This is a genomic window from Desnuesiella massiliensis (assembly GCF_001403615.1).
Taxonomy (GTDB): Bacteria; Bacillota; Clostridia; order Clostridiales; family Clostridiaceae; genus Desnuesiella; species Desnuesiella massiliensis.
Genome location: NZ_LN879453.1, coordinates 1 through 22,477, shown reverse-complemented (window position 1 = coordinate 22,477; position 22,477 = coordinate 1). Strand labels below are relative to the sequence as shown.

The 22,477-nt window shown below is 30.4% G+C and carries 18 protein-coding genes, 1 tRNA gene and 2 rRNA genes; 3 read left to right on the top strand and 18 right to left on the bottom strand.

Going from position 1 to position 22,477, the window contains the following annotated elements:
- Nucleotide 1: 1 nt before the first annotated feature.
- The 5 genes from ftcD to BN2665_RS02675 all read right to left on the bottom strand — a co-directional run bounded on the left by ftcD (nt 2) and on the right by BN2665_RS02675 (nt 5,191).
- Nucleotides 2-907, bottom strand: a complete 906-nt coding sequence (gene ftcD, locus BN2665_RS02695; RefSeq protein ID WP_055665578.1) for a glutamate formimidoyltransferase — start codon at nt 905-907, stop codon at nt 2-4.
- Between the two features lie 86 nt (nt 908-993).
- Nucleotides 994-3,021 carry a urocanate hydratase gene (locus tag BN2665_RS02690; protein ID WP_055665577.1) on the bottom strand — a complete coding sequence of 676 codons (2,028 nt, stop codon included), beginning with the start codon at nt 3,019-3,021 and terminating at the stop codon, nt 994-996.
- A 174-nt stretch (nt 3,022-3,195) separates the two neighbouring features.
- Nucleotides 3,196-3,939: a LytR/AlgR family response regulator transcription factor gene (locus tag BN2665_RS02685; RefSeq protein WP_055665576.1), complete on the bottom strand. Its 744-nt coding sequence runs from the start codon at nt 3,937-3,939 to the stop codon at nt 3,196-3,198.
- 18 nt (nt 3,940-3,957) lie between these two features.
- Nucleotides 3,958-4,329 (bottom strand): response regulator, encoded by a 372-nt coding sequence (locus BN2665_RS02680; RefSeq protein ID WP_055665575.1) that lies wholly within the window; start codon nt 4,327-4,329, stop codon nt 3,958-3,960.
- Nucleotides 4,304-5,191: a sensor histidine kinase gene (locus tag BN2665_RS02675; protein WP_055665574.1), complete on the bottom strand. Its 888-nt coding sequence runs from the start codon at nt 5,189-5,191 to the stop codon at nt 4,304-4,306. Before BN2665_RS02675 ends, BN2665_RS02680 begins: the two co-directional genes overlap by 26 nt.
- 188 nt (nt 5,192-5,379) lie before the next feature.
- Between BN2665_RS02675 and BN2665_RS02670 the strand changes: the two genes are divergently transcribed.
- Nucleotides 5,380-5,874, top strand: a complete 495-nt coding sequence (locus BN2665_RS02670; protein WP_055665573.1) for a LiaI-LiaF-like domain-containing protein — start codon at nt 5,380-5,382, stop codon at nt 5,872-5,874.
- Between the two features lie 27 nt (nt 5,875-5,901).
- Here the strand turns inward: BN2665_RS02670 and BN2665_RS02665 are convergent, their stop codons facing one another.
- Together BN2665_RS02665 and BN2665_RS02660 are read right to left on the bottom strand one after the other, a co-directional pair.
- Nucleotides 5,902-7,893: a fructose-1,6-bisphosphatase gene (locus BN2665_RS02665; RefSeq protein ID WP_055665572.1), complete on the bottom strand. Its 1,992-nt coding sequence runs from the start codon at nt 7,891-7,893 to the stop codon at nt 5,902-5,904.
- A 161-nt stretch (nt 7,894-8,054) separates the two neighbouring features.
- The gene (locus BN2665_RS02660) at nt 8,055-8,945 is read right to left on the bottom strand and encodes a diacylglycerol/lipid kinase family protein (protein WP_055665571.1); all 891 of its coding nucleotides are present in this window, start codon (nt 8,943-8,945) and stop codon (nt 8,055-8,057) included.
- 135 nt (nt 8,946-9,080) lie between these two features.
- Between BN2665_RS02660 and BN2665_RS02655 the strand changes: the two genes are divergently transcribed.
- On the top strand, nt 9,081-9,929 hold the full coding sequence (locus BN2665_RS02655) for a hypothetical protein (RefSeq protein WP_055665570.1): 849 nt from the start codon (nt 9,081-9,083) through the stop codon (nt 9,927-9,929).
- Nucleotides 9,930-9,987: 58 nt separating this feature from the next.
- Here the strand turns inward: BN2665_RS02655 and yedF are convergent, their stop codons facing one another.
- On the bottom strand, nt 9,988-10,566 hold the full coding sequence (gene yedF, locus BN2665_RS02650; protein ID WP_154674846.1) for a sulfurtransferase-like selenium metabolism protein YedF: 579 nt from the start codon (nt 10,564-10,566) through the stop codon (nt 9,988-9,990).
- A gap of 234 nt (nt 10,567-10,800) precedes the next feature.
- On the opposite strand from yedF, the gene BN2665_RS02645 reads away from it, so the two are divergent.
- The gene (locus BN2665_RS02645; protein ID WP_055665568.1) at nt 10,801-12,648 is read left to right on the top strand and encodes an LTA synthase family protein; all 1,848 of its coding nucleotides are present in this window, start codon (nt 10,801-10,803) and stop codon (nt 12,646-12,648) included.
- A 34-nt stretch (nt 12,649-12,682) separates the two neighbouring features.
- Here BN2665_RS02645 and BN2665_RS02640 read toward each other — a convergent pair whose 3' ends face one another.
- From BN2665_RS02640 to BN2665_RS02595, 10 genes are all read right to left on the bottom strand, one after another.
- Nucleotides 12,683-14,047, bottom strand: coding sequence for a hypothetical protein (locus BN2665_RS02640; protein WP_074042204.1), 1,365 nt, complete (start codon nt 14,045-14,047; stop codon nt 12,683-12,685).
- A 122-nt stretch (nt 14,048-14,169) separates the two neighbouring features.
- Nucleotides 14,170-15,522: a TldD/PmbA family protein gene (locus BN2665_RS02635; RefSeq protein ID WP_055665566.1), complete on the bottom strand. Its 1,353-nt coding sequence runs from the start codon at nt 15,520-15,522 to the stop codon at nt 14,170-14,172.
- A 12-nt stretch (nt 15,523-15,534) separates the two neighbouring features.
- Nucleotides 15,535-16,914 (bottom strand): TldD/PmbA family protein, encoded by a 1,380-nt coding sequence (locus BN2665_RS02630; RefSeq protein WP_055665565.1) that lies wholly within the window; start codon nt 16,912-16,914, stop codon nt 15,535-15,537.
- A gap of 122 nt (nt 16,915-17,036) precedes the next feature.
- Nucleotides 17,037-18,530 (bottom strand): hypothetical protein, encoded by a 1,494-nt coding sequence (locus tag BN2665_RS02625; protein WP_055665564.1) that lies wholly within the window; start codon nt 18,528-18,530, stop codon nt 17,037-17,039.
- 72 nt (nt 18,531-18,602) lie between these two features.
- A complete protein-coding gene (locus tag BN2665_RS02620) occupies nt 18,603-20,012 on the bottom strand; it encodes a sensor histidine kinase (RefSeq protein WP_055665563.1) in 1,410 nt (469 codons plus the stop codon).
- On the bottom strand, nt 20,002-20,694 hold the full coding sequence (locus tag BN2665_RS02615; protein ID WP_055665562.1) for a response regulator transcription factor: 693 nt from the start codon (nt 20,692-20,694) through the stop codon (nt 20,002-20,004). Before BN2665_RS02615 ends, BN2665_RS02620 begins: the two co-directional genes overlap by 11 nt.
- A gap of 92 nt (nt 20,695-20,786) precedes the next feature.
- Nucleotides 20,787-21,773 carry a polysaccharide deacetylase family protein gene (locus tag BN2665_RS02610; protein WP_055665561.1) on the bottom strand — a complete coding sequence of 329 codons (987 nt, stop codon included), beginning with the start codon at nt 21,771-21,773 and terminating at the stop codon, nt 20,787-20,789.
- A gap of 291 nt (nt 21,774-22,064) precedes the next feature.
- Nucleotides 22,065-22,139: transfer RNA gene (locus BN2665_RS02605), tRNA-Asn, on the bottom strand.
- Nucleotides 22,140-22,172: 33 nt separating this feature from the next.
- A 5S ribosomal RNA gene (gene rrf / locus BN2665_RS02600) occupies nt 22,173-22,289 on the bottom strand.
- Nucleotides 22,290-22,354: 65 nt separating this feature from the next.
- Nucleotides 22,355-22,477 (bottom strand): 23S ribosomal RNA (locus tag BN2665_RS02595); the annotation flags it as partial.

Below are 22,477 nucleotides of genomic sequence, written 5' to 3'. Positions count from 1 at the left end.
ATTACTCCATCAATCTATTTTCTAATATTTGATCCATTGAAAAGTCTTCTATGCCCATATAATAAACTGCGCTGTCTACTAAAGCTTGCATAGGAACTAGCCCTATTACTTCGCTGCCTACCACATTTACCCCATATCTTTTAGCTTCCATTTTAACCATCTCGAAGGCTCTATAAAGTGCAGTTTTGCTATAATCTGTCATATTCATTGACACTTGAGTTATTCCTCTTTCCTTAAGTTCTACTCCCATAGCTTTGCAGAATCTCAAGCCTCCTCCTATGAACCTAACATTTTTAGCAATCTTATCTGTTATTTGTAAATTAGGAGTATCTAAGTTTACATTGAAGGCTACTAAAGGCATTCTAGCTCCTACTGCTGTAACTCCTGCTGATTCATGCACTATATCTGGTCCAAAATCTGGTTTCCACTCTGGATTTTTAAATTTTTCTTCCATACCTTCAAACTCACCTTTTCTCACATTAGCTAAATTCTCTCTAGCTGGCGTGGAAGCTGCCTTTTCATATAAATATATTGGTAAATTATATTTTTCTGAAGCCTCTTTAGCTACTTCTTTTGCTAAAGCTATAGCTTCTTCCATAGTTACATTCTTAATTGGGATAAATGGCACTACATCTATAGCTCCCATTCTTGGGTGCTGTCCTTCATGCTTTCTTAAATCTATAAGCTCCACAGCTATACCCATAGCTTCTATAACAGCATTTTTTACTGCCTCAGGTTCTCCTACTACAGTTACTACCACTCTATTATGGTCTTCGTCTCTGCTATAATCTAATAATTTTACATTATCCTTTCCTCTGAATGGATTTACTATCTTTTCAATTTTATCTAAGTCTCTTCCCTCACTGAAATTTGGTACACATTCTATTATTTTTTTCTCATTAGCCATTTTTTAATCCCCCTTATGTTAATCATAAATTTAATTATTATTAGCCATCTTCAAAATATAAGCTCCTCTGTAACTGGTTGCTTTCTCTACGCCTTAAATGCTTTTTCAATTACTTTCTTTATTAAATCTTCTTTTGGAATATATGGTAAGGTTATATGGTCTGTATCTTCATTGATTTTATTGTATTCCATGCTTGTAGAAATGGAGTTCTCATTTCTTGCCCAAGCTCTTCTTGCTACTCCACCCATTACATCCCAAGGCATGGAGCTTTTTATTATATTATCTATTCTTTCACTGCCATCTAAAACCAAGCCAAACCCGCCATTGATAGATTTACCTATACCTACTCCTCCTCCATTATGAAGAGCAATTAGGCTCATGCCTCTTGCTGCATTACCTGCAAAGCATTGTATAGCCATATCAGCCATTATATTACTTCCGTCTTTTATATTTGAAGTTTCTCTAAAAGGTGAATCTGTTCCACTTACATCATGGTGATCTCTTCCTAACATAATTGGCCCTACTTCTCCCTTTCGAACCATTTCATTAAACTTTAAGGCAATTTTTGTTCTGCCCATAGCATCTTGATATAATATTCTAGCCTGAGTACCTACTACTAATTGATTATTTTCAGCATCTCTAATCCAAACATAGTTATCTCTATCTTGAGCTCTTCTAGTAGGATCTATACATTCCATAGCAGCTCTATCAGTTTTAATTAAATCCTCATGATTTCCGCTTAAGCAAACCCATCTAAAAGGTCCATAGCCGTAATCAAATAATTCTGGTCCCATGATATCTTCTACATAGGATGGGAATATAAATCCATCTTTTTCGTCTACTCCATTTTTAGCAATTTCCTTAGCTCCTGCATCATAAACTGCTTTCATAAAGGAATTACCATAATCAAAGAAATAAGTGCCTCTCTCTACAAGAATCTTTATTAATTCAAAATGACGCACTAAACTCTTATCCACTAGCTGACTAAATTTCTCTCTATCAGTCTTTAGTAGTTCAGTTCTCGCCTCAAAGGATATGCCTTGAGGACAATATCCTCCTTCATATACTGCATGACAAGAAGTTTGGTCTGAAAGCAGTTCTATGTGTATATTATGTTTAACTGCATACTCCAATAAATCCACTATATTTCCATGATAAGCTATGGATATAGGCTCTTTCTTGTTTACATACTCCTGAGCAAGCTTAAATATCTCTTCTAAATCTGAAGAAATTTTACTAACCCATCCTTGATTGTATCTTGTTTCAATTCTAGAATAGTCAACTTCTGCAATTATTCCCACTCCACCTGAGATTTCTATGGCCTTTGGTTGAGCACCACTCATTCCGCCTAAACCAGAAGATATAAAAATATGACCCTTTAAATCCTCATCAGGACCAATACCTAATTTTTGCCTTCCAGCGTTTAAAAGGGTATTAAAGGTTCCATGGACAATACCTTGTGGTCCTATATACATCCAACCTCCTGCAGTCATTTGTCCATAATTAGCTACCCCCATTTGCATTGCATAATGCCAATCTTTAAAATTGTCAAACATACCTACCATCATAGCATTAGTTATGATAACCCTTGGAGCATCTGGTTTTGATTTAAACAATCCTAGTGGATGACCAGATTCTATTACTAAGGTTTGTTCATTGGTCATTACCTCTAGATATTTCATTATAAGTCTATACTGCATCCAATTTTGACATACCTGACCTGTTTCTCCATAGGTTACTAATTCATAGGGATATAATGCAATGTCAAAATCTAGATTATTATCAATCATTACTTGAAAAGCTTTACCTTCAATACAATTACCTTTATATTCTTCTATGGGTTTTCCATAGATTCTACCTGCTGGTCTGAACCTATATCCGTAAATTCTTCCTCTAGTTATAAGCTCTTCCATAAATTCCGGTGCTAAAGCTTCATGCAGCTCTTCAGGAATATATCGTAAAGCATTTTTTAAAGCTACCTCTGTTTGAGCCTTCGTTAGAGTAAATCCCCTATCTGGTGCTCTTCTTATACCTTCTATGAACTTTGGTATCTCTGGCAATTCACATTCTAATTTAATAGTCATAGCGTTGGATATTTCTATATTACTTATCATGGCTCCACCCCTAACTGTTTAATTAATTTCTATTTTATAAATTTTCTTATAATTCTATTTTATCTTTAAAATACATAATAATCCATAATATAAGGTGATTTTTTATAAAATAAAAAAAAGCAACCTTTTTTAAGAATAAGTTGCTTTTAAATCCTAACTATAATTAACATTCTTTTAAAAATTAAATATATTTTTTAGCAGTTTATTATAATGCCTACTTACTGGGATTTCATCACTACTACCATTTAGTTTTAATATGTAAGTACCATTAAACCAAGGAACAATTTCTTCTATTTCATTTAAATTCACAATAAAGTTCCTATGGCATTTTATAAACTCATAATTTTGCAGTTTGTTTTCCATTTGACTTAGTGTATACTGGCTCTTATAAGTCTCTTTTTTTGTATATATAAATAGTTCTCCATCCTTTACCTTGCAATATAATATATCATCTACCTCTAATAAAACTAAAATATCATCCTTCCAAACGGATACCTTTCTTAGCTTTTTATTAACTGAGTTTTCATCCTTAACTTTAATACTATTTTTAGAATCTTTAGAGCTTTTTATGATCTTCTCTACACACTTATGAACTCTTTCTTCTGAAAAGGGTTTTAACAAGTAATCTACAGCTTGTACTTCAAAAGCCTTAAGCGCATATTCATCGAAAGCAGTAACAAAGACTATTTTTATATCTTCGTGGTATTCTATTATCTTTTCTGCCACTTGTATACCTTGTAGTTCAGGCATTTCAATATCTAAAAAAACTAAATCTGGCTTATAGTCCTTAATATACTCCATAGCGTCTATGGGGTCAATAAACTTCGATACTATATTTAGCTCTTCGTATTTATTCAATATATATTCTAGCTCATTTAATGCTAACCTTTCGTCATCAATTAAAACTACACTAAGCATTTTTACTCTCCTTACAAATCATCTTTTTGAAGATTCATTAACAATATCATAAATAACACTCTCATCATAAGGCTTTAAAACGACATAGTCAGCTAGATTAAAAGCATCTTTTTCATCACTAGTTTCCCTTTCACTCCCAGTAATAAGTGCTATAATAATATTTTTATATTGTACATCCTTTTTTAAGATTCTACAGATATCGTAACCTGAAATTTCAGGAATCTTTCCATCAAGCAAAACTAAAAATGGTTGTTCTTCTCTAATAAGTTTCATAGCTTCATCCCCATCCTTAGCTTCTAAAATATCTAAGTCAACCTCTGAATCAGATAATATTTCTTTTAGTAGTCTCCTACTATTTATTTCGTCATCTACTATCAATATCCTTTTCATTTTTCCTCCACACCCTTGGAATATTTATATAAATAGCTGTCCCCTCATTAAAAACACTTTCTACTACCAAATCTAAGCCATAAATATGCTTTAGCCTTTTATTAATATTGCTTAAGGAAACAAAATTATTTGAATCCTTTCTAAGAACTTCTTCTATATATTTTTTATTCATACCCTTGCCATTATCCTTTATACAAATAGAAACTGTCTCTTCTAAAGCTTTAATATTTATAAAAACATGTCCACCTTCTTTTCTAGAAAGAGCACCATGTTTTATGGCATTTTCTACTAAAGGTTTTAGTGTAAAGCTAGGTATCATTAAATCAAAATCCTCTATGTCATAGGTTACACTAAGTCTATCCTCAAATCTAAATTTTTCAATATATATGTAGGATTTTATAAAGCTTATCTCTTTGTTTAAAGATATAATCTCCTTATAATCTTCAAGGCTTATTCTTAAATAATTGCTTAATTCTAATACTAATCTCTTAGCAATTGAAGCATCCACTCTGCAGTAATAGGTTATGGTATTTAAAGAATTAAAAATAAAATGAGGTTGAATCCTTGATTTTAATGATAAAGACTTAGAATTTTTACAAAGTATATCATTGTATATATCAAGTTTAAGCTTTTTTATAAGTATATAACTAAATAATAACAGAATTAAAAATGTGATTAATATATTTATAATCAGACTAAATATATTCTTAGTAATACAAGTAGAAGTGGTAAAAGCTTTTGAATAAAAAACATAATTTCCCAAACCAATGGCAAAGTTTATAATTATAGAAGCTAAAAAAAGTGATAATGTATACTTTATATTTAATTTGAGCTTATTTTTCTTTATAATTTTTTTTATCATAATACTCCTTTATTCCACTATTCTACTACATTTTATCAAATTTCTTTAATTATATCAAACCTATAAGTAATTATGAAAATGACTTAAGTCATATGTAAAATGATGAATATTATTACTATAATCATTTTACATTAAATTCATAATATACTAAAATGAATATATAAATTATTACAAGGAGGTTATTTACTATGAATAAAAGGGGATCCATGCTAGGAATAGTTCTTATATTAATTGGTGTGTTTTCTTTACTTGATAGAGTTTTTTATATTGATATTTTTTCCATAAGAAATTTATGGCCCTTATTTATACTGATTCCAGGGTTATTATTTGAGTGGAGATTCTTTACTACCAGAAGAGATCCTGGGTTACTTGTACCTGGCGGAATATTAACTACTATAGGCACACTTTTTTTATTTGAGACTTTTACTAATTGGAATTTTTCAGGCTTTACTTGGCCAATATATACCCTTTCTGTAGCCATAGGATTATTTCAATTATATATCTTTGGTAATAGAGAAAAAGGCTTGCTTATACCTGTTTTTATATTAACTTCTATATCCGTTATCTCTATGTTAAACATGGTGTTCAGTCATCTTTTCTACTGGTTAAACTACAAACTATTATTCCCAGTGATATTAATAGGTTTAGGATTGTTCATACTATTTAATGAATCAAAAAGATAGTAAAAGCCAGCTGACGCTGGCTTTTTGCTATCTTTTTTCTTTTATTAAACCCTTTCTATAGGCAGACATAAGCATTTTTAAATCCTTTATTTGCTTTGTAAGCTCTACTCCCACATCCGTATCTCCAACTCTTTTTCTTTCCACAGTCTGCTCCAAAACCACCATAGAAGACAATATATCTGTTTCTTCCACTATAGCTTCTTCTGTAGACTTAAAGGGTTCATGAGATACAAGCTGTAGTCCATAAGAATTATATATTAAAGTATAGCCTGCAATACCTGTTTTTCCTTGATAAGCTCTAGAAAACCCTCCATCTATAACAAGCAATTTTCCATTAGCATTGATAGGACTTTCGCCTTTTTTCTTTTCTACAGGCACATGTCCATTAATAATGTGAGATATGCTATTATCTAACCCAAACTCCTCAAAAATCATATTACACATTTTTTCATCGTCCCTATATATATAATAAGCATTCTTTTGTTCCTTATGAGTTTCTTTGTCATCAATAAAATATCTTTCAAAGGTTGTCATCTGATCCTTACCAAAGAGAGGTGAGTTAGGGCCAGTCCATAAATACCAGATTATATCCATACCATATTGTTTAGCCAAGGGATTGTTTTTATAAAAATATCCTTCTCTAGTTAAACGTTCAAATTCATCTAAGAGCTTTCTTCCTTTAAAATCTTTATCTCTTAACCTTACCTTTTTAAAGGTACCATCTTCATTTAACGGAATACATCCATGAAATAATAAATTTGAATTACATTTTAAATACATACTTCCTTTTGCAAAAAGAAAGCTTATATGCTTCTGAAGCTTCTCGCTATTAATAAAGGAAGATTTTAATTTTTCAATCAACTCCAACTCTTCTTCAATTAGTTTATATGGATCTTTTGGATCTATGGTAGGAAAATTTTTATCATTTAACCTATATATCTTTCCATTTAGCTCTATGGTACCTTCCTCATAATTTATCTTATTAAGCAATAACCTATGCTGCATTCCAAATTCTGAGCGTCTGCTGATTATTTCCCCTTCAAGCTTAAATTGTATTACAGAAATAGCCTTGTGCATTTGAGATATAAGCTGAATTTCCTTTATACTATACTGTTTTTCGCAGTCAAATTTGGGAGTGAAGCTTTCGCAAGGATCGTTTTTATAAAATTCTAAAGCGAAAGTAGCTAAAGGCAGCATATTGATCCCATAGCCATCCTCAATAGTATCTAGATTAGCATATCTTGCAGATATTCTAAGCACATTACTCATACAAACCTCTGAACCTGCCGCAGCTCCCATCCATAAAATATCATGATTTCCCCATTGTATATCCACGGCATGATATTCCATTAAAGTATCTAATATAATATGAGCACCAGGCCCTCTATCGAAAATGTCCCCTATAATATGAAGTCTATCTACCACTAATCTTTGAATCAATTTAGCTAAAGCTATAATAAATTCTTTAGCCCTATCAATACATATTATAGTATTAATTATTTCATCATAATACTCTTGTTTATTTATTTTTTCAGGCTGCTCATGCAAAAGCTCTTCAATTATATAAGCAAAATCCTTTGGCAAGGCCTTTCTTACCTTAGACCTGGTATATTTTGAAGATACATGTCTACATAGTTCAATCAATCTATATAATGTTATTCTAAACCAATCTTCTATATTTTGCTCTTGTTTTAAAATTATCTCCAGCTTTTGCTCTGGATAATATATCAAAGTAGCAAGGCTTTTCTTTTCTCTATGCCTTAAAGAATTACCAAATATATCATCGATTTTTCTTTTAATTACTCCTGAGGCATTCTTTAATACATGAATAAAGGGTTCATACTCTCCATGAATATCTGTAAGAAAATGCTCCGTACCCTTTGGTAGGTTTAAAATAGCCTGTAAGTTTATTATCTCAGTACTAGCCTCCGCAATAGTTGGATATTGATTAGCTAGTAAATTTAAATATCGTAAATCTTTAGTTATTTCTTCCGTTAAAGGTTCATCTATAAATGCCATGATAATCCCCCACATAATATTATTAAAACTATTTAAACATACAAATAGTATAGTACATATATTATTATACTATACTATTTATTTTTATTCTATAGAGTGAAAATAAATACTAAAAAAAGAATTTATATTGAAAATATATTTCAATATAAATTCCTTATTACCTAATTATTATATAATGGCTTTACTACTTTTATACCTTTAGGCACTATTTCAAAATGCACTTTATTACTTCTCATGATTTCTCCATCAATATTTACGGAAAATAAATCCTTACTATTTATTATTATATTTTTACCTTTTATAAATTCTACTTCCTTTATGTCCTTATGAGTTCCTTTTATTAATTTAGGAAATAAGGTCAGTATTCTAAATATATTCAAGTGGTTAACTAAACATATGTCAAAGATACCATCATTAATAATAGCTTCAGGAGCTACCAACATACCCCCTCCATAATATTTACCATTAGCTACTGCTATTAGTAAGATTTTTCTATTTAAAATATTCCCATCTACCTCTATCACCATATCTATACTTTTAAACCTAAATACTGTAATAAAGATACTTAATAAATAAGCCATACTACTTTTTATAAACTTTAACTTTTTTAATTTAATAGCATTATACACCACTTCAGCATCCAAACCAGCAGAAGATATATTTATATAAAACCTATTATTTAACTTAGCCAGATCAAAAAACTCCTCATTACCATTTATGGTATCCTCTAATATATTTTCATAGCTTTCTTCATCATATATATTCTTTATAAAATCATTACCTGTACCAGCAGGTATCACTGCTAAAGAACTATTAGTAAAAGCCATTCCATTTAATACTTCATTAAGAGTTCCATCTCCTCCTATGGAATATACCCTATAATCATCGGCCTCTGTATACTTTTTTACTATTTCAGTAGCATGTCCTTGATTTTTAGTAAGCTCAATAATATACTCGTCTTGTCTTTCTTCAAAAATCTTATGTATCTTCTCTAAATAATCCATAGCTTTACCTTTACCAGCTACTGGATTGATTATAAATAAGTGCTTCATAGCCCGCTCCTTCGTGTTAGGTATCTTACTAAATTTTTTTTACATAAAGAATTATATCATATAAACTTAAAGTGGCAAAAGTAAATATACGATAATTATAAAAGTAACTAAAATATTATTAATTTGGTGGTAATTATGAAAAATTTAGCGTTAATTCTATACATTGTAGGTTTATTTACTATGCTAGTCTCAATAATAATCATGGCTATAAGAAGCTCCAAAAAGTTAAAGCTTATTAATATTCCGACACTGATTGTTTCACTGCTATCTCTAACTATGCTTGTTTCTGGAGCAGTGATTAATTTTACTGAGAAAAAGCCTTCAGTGTCTACTCAATCTCAAAATGTTAGTAATGCAGATTCTTTAAAAAAACAAGAAACTGTTAAAATAGATAAAAAAGAGCTTCTGAAAAATATTGATACAAGCATTGAAATCAAAGGAATTTCGATCTCTAATAGCAAAAATATTTTTATTACTATATCAAATAATTCTGCTATGGATTTTAGAGGCGATCTAAAGGTTAATATAAAAAACTATAAAAATGAAATCATAGAGAATATTAGTGTTCCTATTGATGCCATTCCTCCTAAGGGGCAGTTTACAAGTATTTCTCAAACTAATATTTTAGCCAAGGATTTTGATTATTCACTAGATGGGGATTTTACTGAGTCTAAAACAAAAGTATCTGAGAATAATTATGAGATTAATAGTATACAAGTAGGTAAGAGCTTTTATACCTTTAATATTGTATTAAAAGATATCAAGGATAAGGCTATTTTCTCCTCTATATCTAAGGAAATCAAAAGCATTTATACCAATAACACTTGTGATGGATTTTTTATTTTCTTTTACAATGAAAACTCAAAAGATACTGCTGCTCACTATACTTATGGCAACGCTTATGCTGAATATTACTGTAGCTACACAAATAACATATCTCTTTTAACTATGTATAAAGACAGTGAAATTGTAAAAATCCCATAATAAAAAAATAATATGTTCCGTGCTGGACACGGGGCATATTATTTTTTTACACATTATTTTACAGCTTTATAGTATTATCAGCATTATTCATTATTTCCACTATGGTATACATATTTGATATTTCACCAATCAATAGCTTTTCTTTTAATCCATAAAAATCTAAACAAGTACCGCAGCTTAAAATATTAACTCCTTTATCTTTAAGCCTTTTAAGGCTCTCCATGCATTCAGATCCTTCTGAAGTCAGCTTAACTCCTGCATTTAAAAATACTAAATCCTTTGGCAAGTTATCACTTTCAGATAAAGCAAAAAGATAGCTTTTCATTAAAGTAGTTCCTAAAGTATCATCTCCCTGACCAAGTTTATCATTTGTTATCATTATAGCTAATTTTCTATCAAAGTTCATAACTTCACAACCACAATTATCCTTTGTTATTTTAATTTTATATATACCTGCCTCTTCTGTCACATCAACGCTAAAGCCATTACTTTCGGAAAACTTAGAAATATTATTTTTAGCCACTTCATTATCTACTATTACTAGAGCTTCCCCTTGTTCTATAGAATCAAAGTATTTCTTTGTATTAATCACTGGCTGTGGACATTTTAAGTTCTTACAATCAATTATATGCATAATGGATTTCCCACCTTTTCATAAATTTCTTCCAAGATAATTATAACATATCTATTTAAAAGTATAATTTGATTTACTAATAGGAATTTTAAAAGCTATTGATTAAATAAATAGTACGGTATAATTATTATGAAAATAATAATTATTTCTTAACTTTTTCTTAACCTATTTGCTTTATGAAATCATATATAATATAATTTTATCGTTGCAAATAATTTTATAAAGGATGATGATCAAATGCTGGTAACTAAATATGCACCTAAGATAAATAAGAGTTCTATCATAAGGAGTTCTTTCTTTCTTTTTACATTTATAGCATTAATATTTAAATGTATTTTGTTTTTAGGATTTACTTTAAATAAAAATTCCTATAGCCTGAATTTTTCCTTAGGTTATTCTTCAGCCTCTTACTTTTTTAATTACTATTCTGCTTTTATATTAGCTTTCATGTCCTTTTATTTTCTATTTAAAAATAAAGGCAGATTATGGTTTTTGATTGGTATTAATATTTTTCTTACATTTTTTATATTATTAGATTTATGGTATTTCAGAGGTTTTAATACTGTGCCATCTGTTATCATAATAAAGCAAACCGCTAACTTAGATAGTATGTCTGGCAGTGTTCTTTCTATGATGAGTCCTTATGATATAATATTTATTTTAGATATAATATTAATAGTTGTAGCAGCCTTTTTATATAAAAATATATTTTCTACGGGTAAAAGAAAATTATTTAATTTTGCGTTGATGTTTCTTTTATCTATATGCTTTATTTTCTATGTTCCCTTTACCACAAATATATTAAAAAAGGATCATAGAAAAAGCTATCTTTTTAGCATGTACGATCCTAATGATACTTCTAGATATTTTTCTCCTATAGGCTATCATATGTTTAACTTATACACTGTTTGGAGGGATTCCAAGCCTCTAGAACTTACTGAGGCTCAAAAACTAGAAATTGAACAATGGTTCCAAGGTAAAAAAGAGAATTTATCTGATAATGAATATAAAGGACTTTATAAAGACAAAAATCTAATCTTAATTCAAGTAGAATCCTTAGAATCTTTTGTAATAAATAAAAAGGTAAATGGCAAGGAAATAACTCCTACATTAAATAGACTTTTAAAGAACAGCTTATATTTCCCTAAAATAAATGAGCAAGTAAACGAAGGGACAAGCTCTGATTCAGACTTGATGGTAAATACCTCTGTATTTCCTTTAAGGCAAGGAAGTACTTTCTTTAGTTATCCTGGTACTAGCTATAATTCATTACCTAAGCTTATGCAGGATAAAGGCTATTCTACCTTAGCCATTCATCCTGATAAAGGAGCCTTTTGGAATTGGATGGAAGGATTAAAAGGTATTGGCTTTGAAAAATGTATAGACTACTATGATTTTAACATAGATGAAACTATTGGTTTAGGATTAAGTGATGCTTCTTATTTTAGACAAATAGTTCCTATATTGCAAAAGCAGAAACAGCCCTTCTATAGTTTTATGGTAACCTTAACTAGCCATGGTCCCTTTGATTTGCCAAAGCAATATAGGGAATTAGAATTATCTCCTGAATTGGATTCAAACAATCTTGGTGGATACTTTGAAAGCATACACTATACTGATAAGCAATTAGGTATATTCTTAGAAAGCTTAGAAAAGCAAGGTTTATTAGATAATTCTGTTATCGCTATTACTGGTGATCATACTGGTGTGCATAAATATTATAATGACAAGATAGCTTTACTTGAAGATCCTGAACCTTGGTGGACTGAAGTTACAAATCATATTCCCCTTATAATCTATGAAAAAAATAATAATAACCCTAAAGAATTTGGTGTTATAGGTGGACAAGTTGATACTATGCCTACCCTATGTTATTTAATGGGAGTTGAAGAAGATAAATACTTAAACACTACCATGGGAAGAAACCTTCTAAAAACAAATAAAAGCTTTGCAGTTTTAACTAATAGAACTTATGTAGGTGACTCAGCTTCAGAAGAAGAGAAGGAAACAGTCATAAAAGGTCTTGAAATTGCTGATAAAATAATTAAGAGTAACTATTTTAAGGATTTTAAAAAGCAACAGTAAAAAAGCGACTTCCGTCGCTTTTTTATTATATTCTCTAAAGAATAAAAAAACTTGCAATTATAGTTATAACCATACTAACCAAAACTGGCATTAGATTTCTTTTTATAAGATCAAAGGCATCTATATTACAAATGGAAGCTATAGGCATTACTATCCAGGGTATAATTGTTCCTCCTCCAACCCATATAGTAATTATTTGCCCTAAAGCGGCTAATCCAGCTTTATTTATAGGTACCATACTTGAAAAAACTGAGGCTAAGGTGCCTACTAGAGGTAACCCTGCAAAACCTGAGCCTCCTACTCCTAACATTGCTGCTATAATGCATTGTACTAATATTACTATGTATTTATTTAAATATACTCCCTTAGATATGAATAATCCTAATTCTGTAAGCAGCCCTTCAGTATTACTTCCTAGAATTTGTTGAGCTGTTTCCTTACTTCCTAAATAGAAAAATGCTCCTATTATAATTACAGGAGAAAATATCTTAATTCCATTGATAAATCCTTCTTTAATAATATTTGTTACCTCCTGTAATGCTCTGGTAAATCCATAGAGCATTATAGCTATTGTGCATGTTATTATAACCGCAGTTCCTCCAATAAGAGCTGTGGAATCTTTACCTTTTAAATCATAGAAAAACATAAGGAATAAATTAATAGTAAAAATTATTATAGTTACTAAAAAAACTATTTTTGTTTTTCCTCCGCCCTCCCCAATATAATCAATACTACTCTCTTCTGATTCACTTGCTTTATAATTTTTACTATCCTTAAGCATCATAAAATAGGACAAAGAAAAAGTGCTTCCACTCATTATTAACCATAGTGGAAATCCATTTTTAATAATATCATGAGGGTTAATTATTCCAGCAGCCTTAGCCGTAATTGCTGGAGCAGCCTGGATAAAAATATCGCTTGATAGCGCTGCACCATTACCAAAAATATTTAAAGCTATACCAAGCCAAAGAGCTGGAAGTCCGACTTTAGCTGAAGGTATTAATAGAAGAGGTCCTATAAAAGCTAAGGCTGGTGTTGGCCATATTACCCAGGAGCATAATAGCATAGCTACTCCAGAAATCAAAAAAGCTGAATTTTTATCTTTGATTATTTTCATTAATGGATATATTAAATATCTATCTACCTTAGAAGCCTTCAGCATTTTTGCCATGGCATTTAGAAGTGAGATGATTATGATTACATCTATTAGTTCCCTAGTTGAAATATATATTGCTTTATATATACATTGTACTGCCTTTACTAGGTTCTTATTATATATATAACCAACAATAGACAATCCAATAATGCTTGGTAGTAAAACATCTTTCCTCATAAACATGAAAATCAATATAATTATTACAAATAATATATAAACTAAATGAGCAGCACCTATATTCATAATTTCTCCTTATGGCATTAACCTTCTACGATTAGACTTATATTATATCTATAGTATGCTTAATTATTTAAAATATATAAAAAAGCCAGGAATTAATCCTGGCTCTTATATAACTATTATATCTATTCCCCAGCTACGGATAGACTGCTTACTATAACGCTTGGGCTTCCAAAGTAAGCTTCCATAGGAAAATAAAAGTCTAAATCATTTCCAACTTCCTCAATGTCTTGTAATAGCTTAAAGAAGTTACCTGCTATAGTTATTTGCTCTACAGGCTCTGCCTTTTTCCCATCCTTTATTAAGAATCCTTTAGCAGCTAAGGAAAAGTCGCCTGTTACCGCGTTAGCTCCTGCATGAGTTCCAGCTAATTCAGTAATTATCAATCCTTCCTTTACTTCCTTTAATAATTCCTCCATAGCCTTCTCACCAGCTTGAATGTAGAAATTAGTTGGTGATATCATAACAGGAGCAGAATAAGAAGCTTTAAATGCATTTCCAGTACTCTTTCTTCCTTCTTTTAAAGCTGTCTTTATATTATATAATAGAGTATTTAATTTGCCTTCTTCTACTATATTTTTCTTAAAAGTAGCTACTCCCTCTGCATCAAAAGGTGTAGAATATACCCCAGAATTCATATGAGGATCATCAACGATGGTTACCTTACTTGAAGCTATAAACTGCCCTTCTTTATTCTTTAACAAGGATAGGCCCTTCTGAGCATTATCCGAGCTAAAAGCACCTGAAAAAGTACCTAGCAGTAACGCCATGGTTCTATTATCAATAATTACTTTGTAATTGCCTGACTTTATGCTTTTTCCACCTATCCTTGATAAGGCATCATTAACTGCCTCTTCAGCCATAGCCTTAGCATTAAAATCAGAAAAATTATTTGAAATTTTAAAGCTGATTCCATTATACTTAGTTCCATTTTCATCAATGACAGGAATCACAAGTCCAATAATAAAATTAGTTCTATGATATAAGTCTAATCCTTTAGAATTCATGATACCATATTCTATAATACTTTCCTCCAAGACGCAATCTCCAATGTTTACTACTTTTTTATTGCTTTCAAAGCTGTCTTTCTCTAAATCTAGAGCAAATTTTATTTTTTTATCTGTTCCTATATTTTCAAGCTCCTCATTGTAAGATTTTAATATAGCGTAATCTTGCTTCTCTCCAAATATAACCTCTAAATCTTCATTCTCTATGCAAAGGGCATTCTCTTTTGCTTTTAGTACAAGCATCTCTACTGAATCCGCATCTAATATTTCTGTATAAGAATATCCCATTTTATCATTATATATCCCTCTAAAACTAACCCCCATAGAGCCGTTTACAGAGTACTTATCTACTTCTTTTTCATATATTTCTAAACTTAAGGCGTTGCTTTTACTAAAATATATTTCATATTCTTTAAAGCCTTCCTGAGCTGCTTTTTCAAAAACCTTTTCCTTGAACTGTTTTAAATCCATAGCTATGCCCCCTTACCTTCCACCTACTGTTATTTCTGATACTCTTAAAAGAGGTTGCCCAACATTTGTTGGTACACTACCACTAGAAGAACCGCACATACCTTGACCATGATCTAAATTTTTACCCACCATATCTATATTCATCAATACCTCTGAACCCTTGCCAATAAGACTTGCTCCTCTAACAGGCTCGTATATTTTTCCGTTCTTAACAAGGTAGCCTTCAGCTACTGCAAAGTTAAATTCTCCTGTTACTGGATTAACAGATCCTCCACCCATTTTCTTGGCATATAGTCCGTCTTTTATAGAAGCAATAATAGCTTCATTATCATCATTTCCATTAGCAATATAAGTATTAGTCATCCTTGAAGTTGGAGCAAACTTATAGGATTGTCTTCTGGAACTTCCTGTAATATCCATATTCATTCTTCTAGCATTTAATTTATCTATCATATATCCTTTTAATATTCCATTTTCTATTAATATATTTTTTCTTCCAGGAGTTCCTTCATCATCTATATTAATTGATCCCCAAAGATTTGGCATTGTTCCATCATCAATGGCAGTTACCTTCGTAGATGCTATCTGTTCGCCTAATTTACCTGCAAACACGGAATTACCTTTAGCTACTGAAGTAGCTTCTAAGGAATGTCCGCAAGCCTCATGGAATATTACTCCTCCAAAACCATTTTCTATAGCTACAGTCATGCGTCCTGCAGGACAATTTCTAGCATGAAGCATCTTAACAGCTCTTTCACTAGCTTCTCTTCCATAGTATTCAGGATCCACAGTGTTAAACATTTCAAAGCCCATTAATCTTCCTGGTGACTCGGAACCCATTTGGTTTTCCTTGCCATCACTAGCTACAGAACTGATGTTTATTCTTGTTCTTATTCTTCTATCCTCTGTAAATAACCCTTCTGAGTTAGCTATTAGAACCTTCTGATCCTTGTCTAAATAATTAATAGTTACTTGAACTATTTCATTACTATAATTCTTTGCAGAAATATAGCCTTTTTTCATAAGCTCTATTTTTTTACTTGAGACTATACTTGAAGGCACATACATTATAGGATGTATATTAGCGTTAAGTCTCTCCATTAGATTTACATCCACATCTTTTTTTAAGTTTCCTATAGCGCAGGCTGCCTTATAAGCAGTATCTAATAGCCCCCTTAAACTTGAATCATTTGTATAAGCATAAACACTTTTTAAGCCCTTAAAAATTCTTATACCTATACCAAAGTCTCTTCCAGATACTAAATTTTCTACCTTGCCATTTACCATGCTAATGTTATTGTTAATAGTATCCTCCACAAAAACTTCAGCAAAATCTCCACCCGTCTTTAGGGCTTCAGATAGCACTTCTTTTAGTAAATCTTTTGATAACATATTATTCACCCCAATATTATTGTATTTGATAGTTTTCTAATATAATTTTACCTTATCCCCGTTTTTAAATCAATATAGTTAGATGATTTTCTAATAACAAAACTGTAATGTATACAAATTATTTATTCTTCTATTGGTTTACTAGATACCTTAAAAACCTTTTCCCATTTATCAACAAAATCACCGGTGGCCCACTCTGCCATAACTACACTTTCCCCCTCTTCGATTTTTATTTTTTTAATAGGTTTATCCGTTAATTCATAATCTTTTATCCCGTAAATATAAATATAATTTTTTGTAATAATCAAAGCAATCTGATTATTAGGTGAAGTATATGCATCTACTGCATCTGGAACTTTCCACTTTATAGAATTCCATGATATATATAACTCATCATAATTCACTAATTTTTTAGGAGGCAAAAAATTTACATTAAAATCATAGTATGTACTATAATCATTTTTATAGTTACTATTTATCCTTCCTTTTATTATCCAGTGACCATTTCTTCTTGTAAGGGTAAAGCTTTCTTCTCTAACATTTTTCTCTAAAGGGTTTACTGTTTCTTTACTATTAGAAGTGAAGAAGGCATTAGCAGAATTTATAAAAGCATTTTTCCCAGATTCTCCTGCAATATCCGATATTTTTATGCCATTACTATTTTGAAGATTATCCATTGGCAAGACCTGAAGCATATTAAAGTTTTTTGGTAGTAAGTTATTGCTCTCATAGTATTCCACTGCTACATAATCATTTCCCACAAAGGCAATATTCCTCATAATATTATAATCCTTATTCTGTTTTAAAATATTAGTTGGTAAACTTTGATTTATATCATCATAGGGATATGCAATTATCTGCTCATTTATATATCCACTTCTAATCTCTCTATTAGACCTCAGTTCCCAAAATCCAGTCATTCTGGGCACAAGTAAATCCTTTCTTTCGTGTACTCCATATAGATTTATTCCATCTGCTGAAATCCATAAGGTTCTATAGTCTGACGCCATTAATTCTCCTTTTTCATTTACCACTCTTGGACTCCTAAGTCCAATTAGAGCACAGGATTTCATATAGCTAGATTGTGCATTTCCTAAATTTTTTTCTGGCTGGTGACTAATATCAATGTTATTAGAGCTATGCCCCTGATCTGAAATTTTACTTAAATAAAGAAATGCTCCCTCGTAGTAAACGAGCATTTTATCTTCATCATATTTTATAAATTCATAGAAAGGTTTATCTGCAGAGCTAACGGAGATTACCTCAACTTCCTTTTTATTTATATCTAAGGTCTTATAATCTATTTTATATTTATATAATACATAATAATCTATATCTACTCTTTTTACTTTATAATTTGGGCTTACACATACTTCTTTTGCTATAGAGGAAACTTTTTCATCAAACTGCGCTGACTCTCCAACAATGCTATCTAATGTTAATTTACTATAGTTGTTATTAACTATTTTATATTTTTCGATCTTCCACAATCCTTTAATAGAAATGTTATTATTAGCTGGTGGAACTATGATATTTTCTGATTCTCCTTTTATATTGCTACAGCCTGAAAATAATGTTGTAAGTATCATAAAAAGAGCTAAAATTATTCTCTTCATTCCTCATTCTCCTATACGCAAAATATATAGATTTACTAAGTAATCCTATAAACAATACCTATCCAATTATAGCTAAGGATTGCTTAAAGGTAACTTTAAATAAACCTCTGTTCCTTCGTTTAATTTGCTATTAATTTCAAGAATTCCTTCATGCAATTTAACTATCTCATCTGTGATAGATAATCCAATTCCATTTTTTGATTTACTACTTTTTCCTTTATAAAATTTCTCTTTAACCTTTGGAAGATCTTCTTCTGGTATACCGCATCCAGTATCTTTTATAACCATGACTAAGTATTTATCCTGAATATATATATGAAATTTCACTTCTCCTCCAGAAGCAGTAAATTTAAATGCATTATCTAAAACATTTATAAGGGCTTGCTTTATCCTGTTTACATCTAAATATATTTCTATGTCTCCTGCTTTATTTTCTATATTAAAGCATATATTTTCTCTCTCTGCTCTAGGTTTGATGTACTTTTGAGTATATTCTATTAAACTATTTATATTTACTTTTTCCTTCTCTAAATTTATTTTACCAGAAACAAATTTAGAAAAATCTAGTAGTTCTTCTACCATATAAGTTAATCTATCTGTTTCTTTATGGATTATCTCTAATCCGTCATTTAAAGTCTTCTTATCAATACCATCATAATTTAATGTAATAGCCCATCCCTTAATAGAAGTTAAAGGAGTACGAAGCTCATGAGATATAGAAGATATGAACTCGTTTTTAAGTTGGTCCTTTTTAATTATCTCTTCAGCCATATAATTTAATGTATCCGAAAGCCTGCCTATTTCATCAGAATGCTTTTTTACGCTTCTAACCCTAAGATCCCCTGCAGCCATTTTTTCTGCCACCTTTGTAACCTCTTTTATAGGATTAATAATGCTATTAGCAAAGACCAAAATTAATAGTATAGATAAAGTTAATACAATTAGGCCTATAGAAATAAAAATTAAAGAAATTGATATTATAGACTTATTTACTTCCTTAAGAGAACTAACGAATCTTATAATTCCTATAATTTTATTATCACTTTTTAAGGGATAGGATACAGCAATTACATTATGCTTATCATATTCTATCTTTCCAATCCACTTTCCTACCTCACCTTTTAAAGCCTTTTTAAAATCTGAGCTATCCAAGTGTTCTTTAGGTATTACCCCTATGGAATCCATTAATATTTTTCCATTTAAATCTATTATCTGAACCTGTGCATTAGTCTGCTTCCAGAATACATCTACATTATCTAATATATTTTCTTCCAAAGTAGTATTTGAAAAATATCTTGTATAAAAGTCAGAAGAGGTTTTTATCTGATTGCTTAACATTTCTCCTATATTATTATAGTAATATTGCCTCATAAAACTTATTAACAAGATTTCTAATATAAATATGCTTATAAAAATAACTAATATGAAATTACTTACAATCCTTATTTTTATGCTCTTAATCTTAAGTTTACTATTTTCCATTATTCCACCTATATCCTGTCCCCCATATGGTTTCAATATATTTAGGATTGGAGGAATCATCTTCTATTTTTGCTCTAAGCCTTCTTATATTAACATCTACTATTTTAAAGTCTCCGACAAAAGTATATCCCCATACTAAATTTAGCAGCTCATCCCTGCTGAAAGCCTTGCTAGGATTTTCTATGAAAATTTTAATTAATGCATATTCCTTAGGAGTCACATCTATTTCTTTTTCATTCTTATAAATTTTTTGCGCGTATATATCTAATTTAAACGGAGGACTTTCTATAACTTCCTCTTGTTTAGTGAAGGACTCATCCATTCTCCTTATAAGGGCTTTCACTCTTAGTATAACCTCCATGGGATTAAAAGGCTTTATTACATAATCATCAGCTCCATACTCTAAGCCCATAATCTTGTCCATATCTTGACTCTTTGCTGTAAGCATGATTATGCCTATTTTAGGAAACTCTCTCCTTAAAGTTTCGCATACTTTAAAACCATCAACACCTGGTAACATAATATCTAATAGAACTATGCTAGGCTTTTCTAGAATAGCCTTTCTAATTCCTTCTTCTCCACTTTCGGCCTCAATAACTTCAAAGTCATTTCTCTCAAAATTTATTTTAAGAAATCCCCTTATACTGCTTTCATCTTCAATAATAAGTATTTTTCCCTGCAAAATTACCACTCCTTTTGCGTATAAATAAAGAAGTATAATTATAAATCATACTTCTTATTATTTTATTTGTATTAATTATATTTATACCTATGCTATTTTAATGTTTTAAATTCATAACCTTGGCTCTTTAAATACTCAATAATTGGTCCTAAGGCTTCTGCTGTATTACCTTTTGTATCATGCATCAATAAGATTATTTTCTCATGGCCATGAACGGTATTTTTTGTTCTTTCTAATAATTGCTGTGGTGTCTTATTTCCGCCTTCTGCATCTCCATTTAAACTATTCCAATCAATAAAATTTAATCCTTTGCTATTTAAAGCTTGTTTTGCATTATCTTTATTTTTCCATGACATCATTCCGCCAGGCAATCTAACTACTGAGGTTTTAAAATCAGCTCCTAATACTTCCTTAATCTTATTCTCATTTTTATCAAAATCTGCAATTAAATTCTCTGTATTTATGCTTCCACCTGGATAAAGATATTTGTAATCATGAGAATAGCTGTGGTTACCGATAGCATGTCCATCATGAAGTATTTCTTTTAATAATTCTTTACTTTTAGGGTAACTATCTAAATTTTTTCCTAATATAAAAAATGTAGCTTTTGCATTATATTTTTTTAGTGTAGCCAATATTTTTGGTGTGGTAACAGCCGATGGACCATCATCAAAGGTTAAAAATGCTATTTTCTTTCCATCTTTAACATAAGTTCCATCTATAATCTTTTTTACTTCTGCTGAATTAAAAGTGTAAGAATCTCCTTCAATGGAAGTATTAGAACCTTTCTTCAGCGATGTAACTTCCACTACGGACTCTTCTTCCTTTTTTTCTTCTTTATTAACTATATTTTCATGTTTTTTTTCATTTCCAGTACTACTATCTGGAGCTTCTTGTTTACTTTCATTTATCTTTGCATTTTGACTATTTGCTAAAAGTAACTTGCTTTTTTCAACATTATTTTTTTTATTTAGAATAACTTGTACCATAAAAATTGAAACCATAGTTATAGCTAATAATATATATGCAATCCTATACTTTTTATTAGCTTTACTTCTTACTCCTCTATTGTTTCTCATATTTATCCCCCTTAGCATTGCATTAAACTTATTTATATTCTTATAATATTATATTTTTCGAAATTAATAGTTACAATTTGATAAAAATTCATTACATATTGTTACAATAGCTTTTATAATATTCAAAAAAACCTTATATTGTTTCAATTTAATTATATCATATTTTCTTTACTAATTAGCATTATTTTGTAATAATATAAATAAATATGTATAAAAAACTTTAAGCATAAGAAAAAGTAAAAGATACCTTTATAGGTATCTTAAAGTTTAAATATTTGCAAAAAATAAAAATGGCTCCGCGAAGAGGACTCGAACCTCCAACCTATCGGTTAACAGCCGAGTGCTCCACCGTTGAGCTATCGCGGAACATTTTTGTAATCACTATTTTAGTAGTGATTGACCTGGCGACGACCTACTCTTCCACAAGGTCTCCCTTGCAGTACCATCGGCGCTATAGAGCTTAACTTGCGTGTTCGGTATGGGAACGAGTGTTACCTCTATGCCATAATCACCAGATGTTATTTAGTTTTTGAAAGAAACATGTTCTTTCAAAATTGCACATAGAATTGGATTCATATATATTGATCAAGCCCTCGATCTATTAGTATCAGTCAGCTGAACATGTTACCATGCTTACACCCCTGACCTATCAACCTTGTGTTCTTCAAGGGATCTTACTAGCTTAACGCTATGGGAAATCTCAT

Coding starts and splice junctions, on each gene's coding strand:
- BN2665_RS02670 (WP_055665573.1), top strand. CDS start 5,380: ATGAATAAAAGGGGATCCATGCTAGGAATAGTTCTTATATTAATTGGT.
- BN2665_RS02690 (WP_055665577.1), bottom strand. CDS start 3,021: ATGATAAGTAATATAGAAATATCCAACGCTATGACTATTAAATTAGAA.
- BN2665_RS02665 (WP_055665572.1), bottom strand. CDS start 7,893: ATGGCATTTATAGATGAACCTTTAACGGAAGAAATAACTAAAGATTTA.
- BN2665_RS02645 (WP_055665568.1), top strand. CDS start 10,801: ATGCTGGTAACTAAATATGCACCTAAGATAAATAAGAGTTCTATCATA.
- BN2665_RS02640 (WP_074042204.1), bottom strand. CDS start 14,047: ATGAATATAGGTGCTGCTCATTTAGTTTATATATTATTTGTAATAATT.
- BN2665_RS02680 (WP_055665575.1), bottom strand. CDS start 4,329: ATGAAAAGGATATTGATAGTAGATGACGAAATAAATAGTAGGAGACTA.
- BN2665_RS02685 (WP_055665576.1), bottom strand. CDS start 3,939: ATGCTTAGTGTAGTTTTAATTGATGACGAAAGGTTAGCATTAAATGAG.
- ftcD (WP_055665578.1), bottom strand. CDS start 907: ATGGCTAATGAGAAAAAAATAATAGAATGTGTACCAAATTTCAGTGAG.
- BN2665_RS02660 (WP_055665571.1), bottom strand. CDS start 8,945: ATGAAGCACTTATTTATAATCAATCCAGTAGCTGGTAAAGGTAAAGCT.
- BN2665_RS02620 (WP_055665563.1), bottom strand. CDS start 20,012: ATGGAAAATAGTAAACTTAAGATTAAGAGCATAAAAATAAGGATTGTA.
- BN2665_RS02635 (WP_055665566.1), bottom strand. CDS start 15,522: ATGGATTTAAAACAGTTCAAGGAAAAGGTTTTTGAAAAAGCAGCTCAG.
- BN2665_RS02675 (WP_055665574.1), bottom strand. CDS start 5,191: ATGATAAAAAAAATTATAAAGAAAAATAAGCTCAAATTAAATATAAAG.
- BN2665_RS02630 (WP_055665565.1), bottom strand. CDS start 16,914: ATGTTATCAAAAGATTTACTAAAAGAAGTGCTATCTGAAGCCCTAAAG.
- BN2665_RS02625 (WP_055665564.1), bottom strand. CDS start 18,530: ATGAAGAGAATAATTTTAGCTCTTTTTATGATACTTACAACATTATTT.
- BN2665_RS02655 (WP_055665570.1), top strand. CDS start 9,081: ATGAAAAATTTAGCGTTAATTCTATACATTGTAGGTTTATTTACTATG.
- BN2665_RS02610 (WP_055665561.1), bottom strand. CDS start 21,773: ATGAGAAACAATAGAGGAGTAAGAAGTAAAGCTAATAAAAAGTATAGG.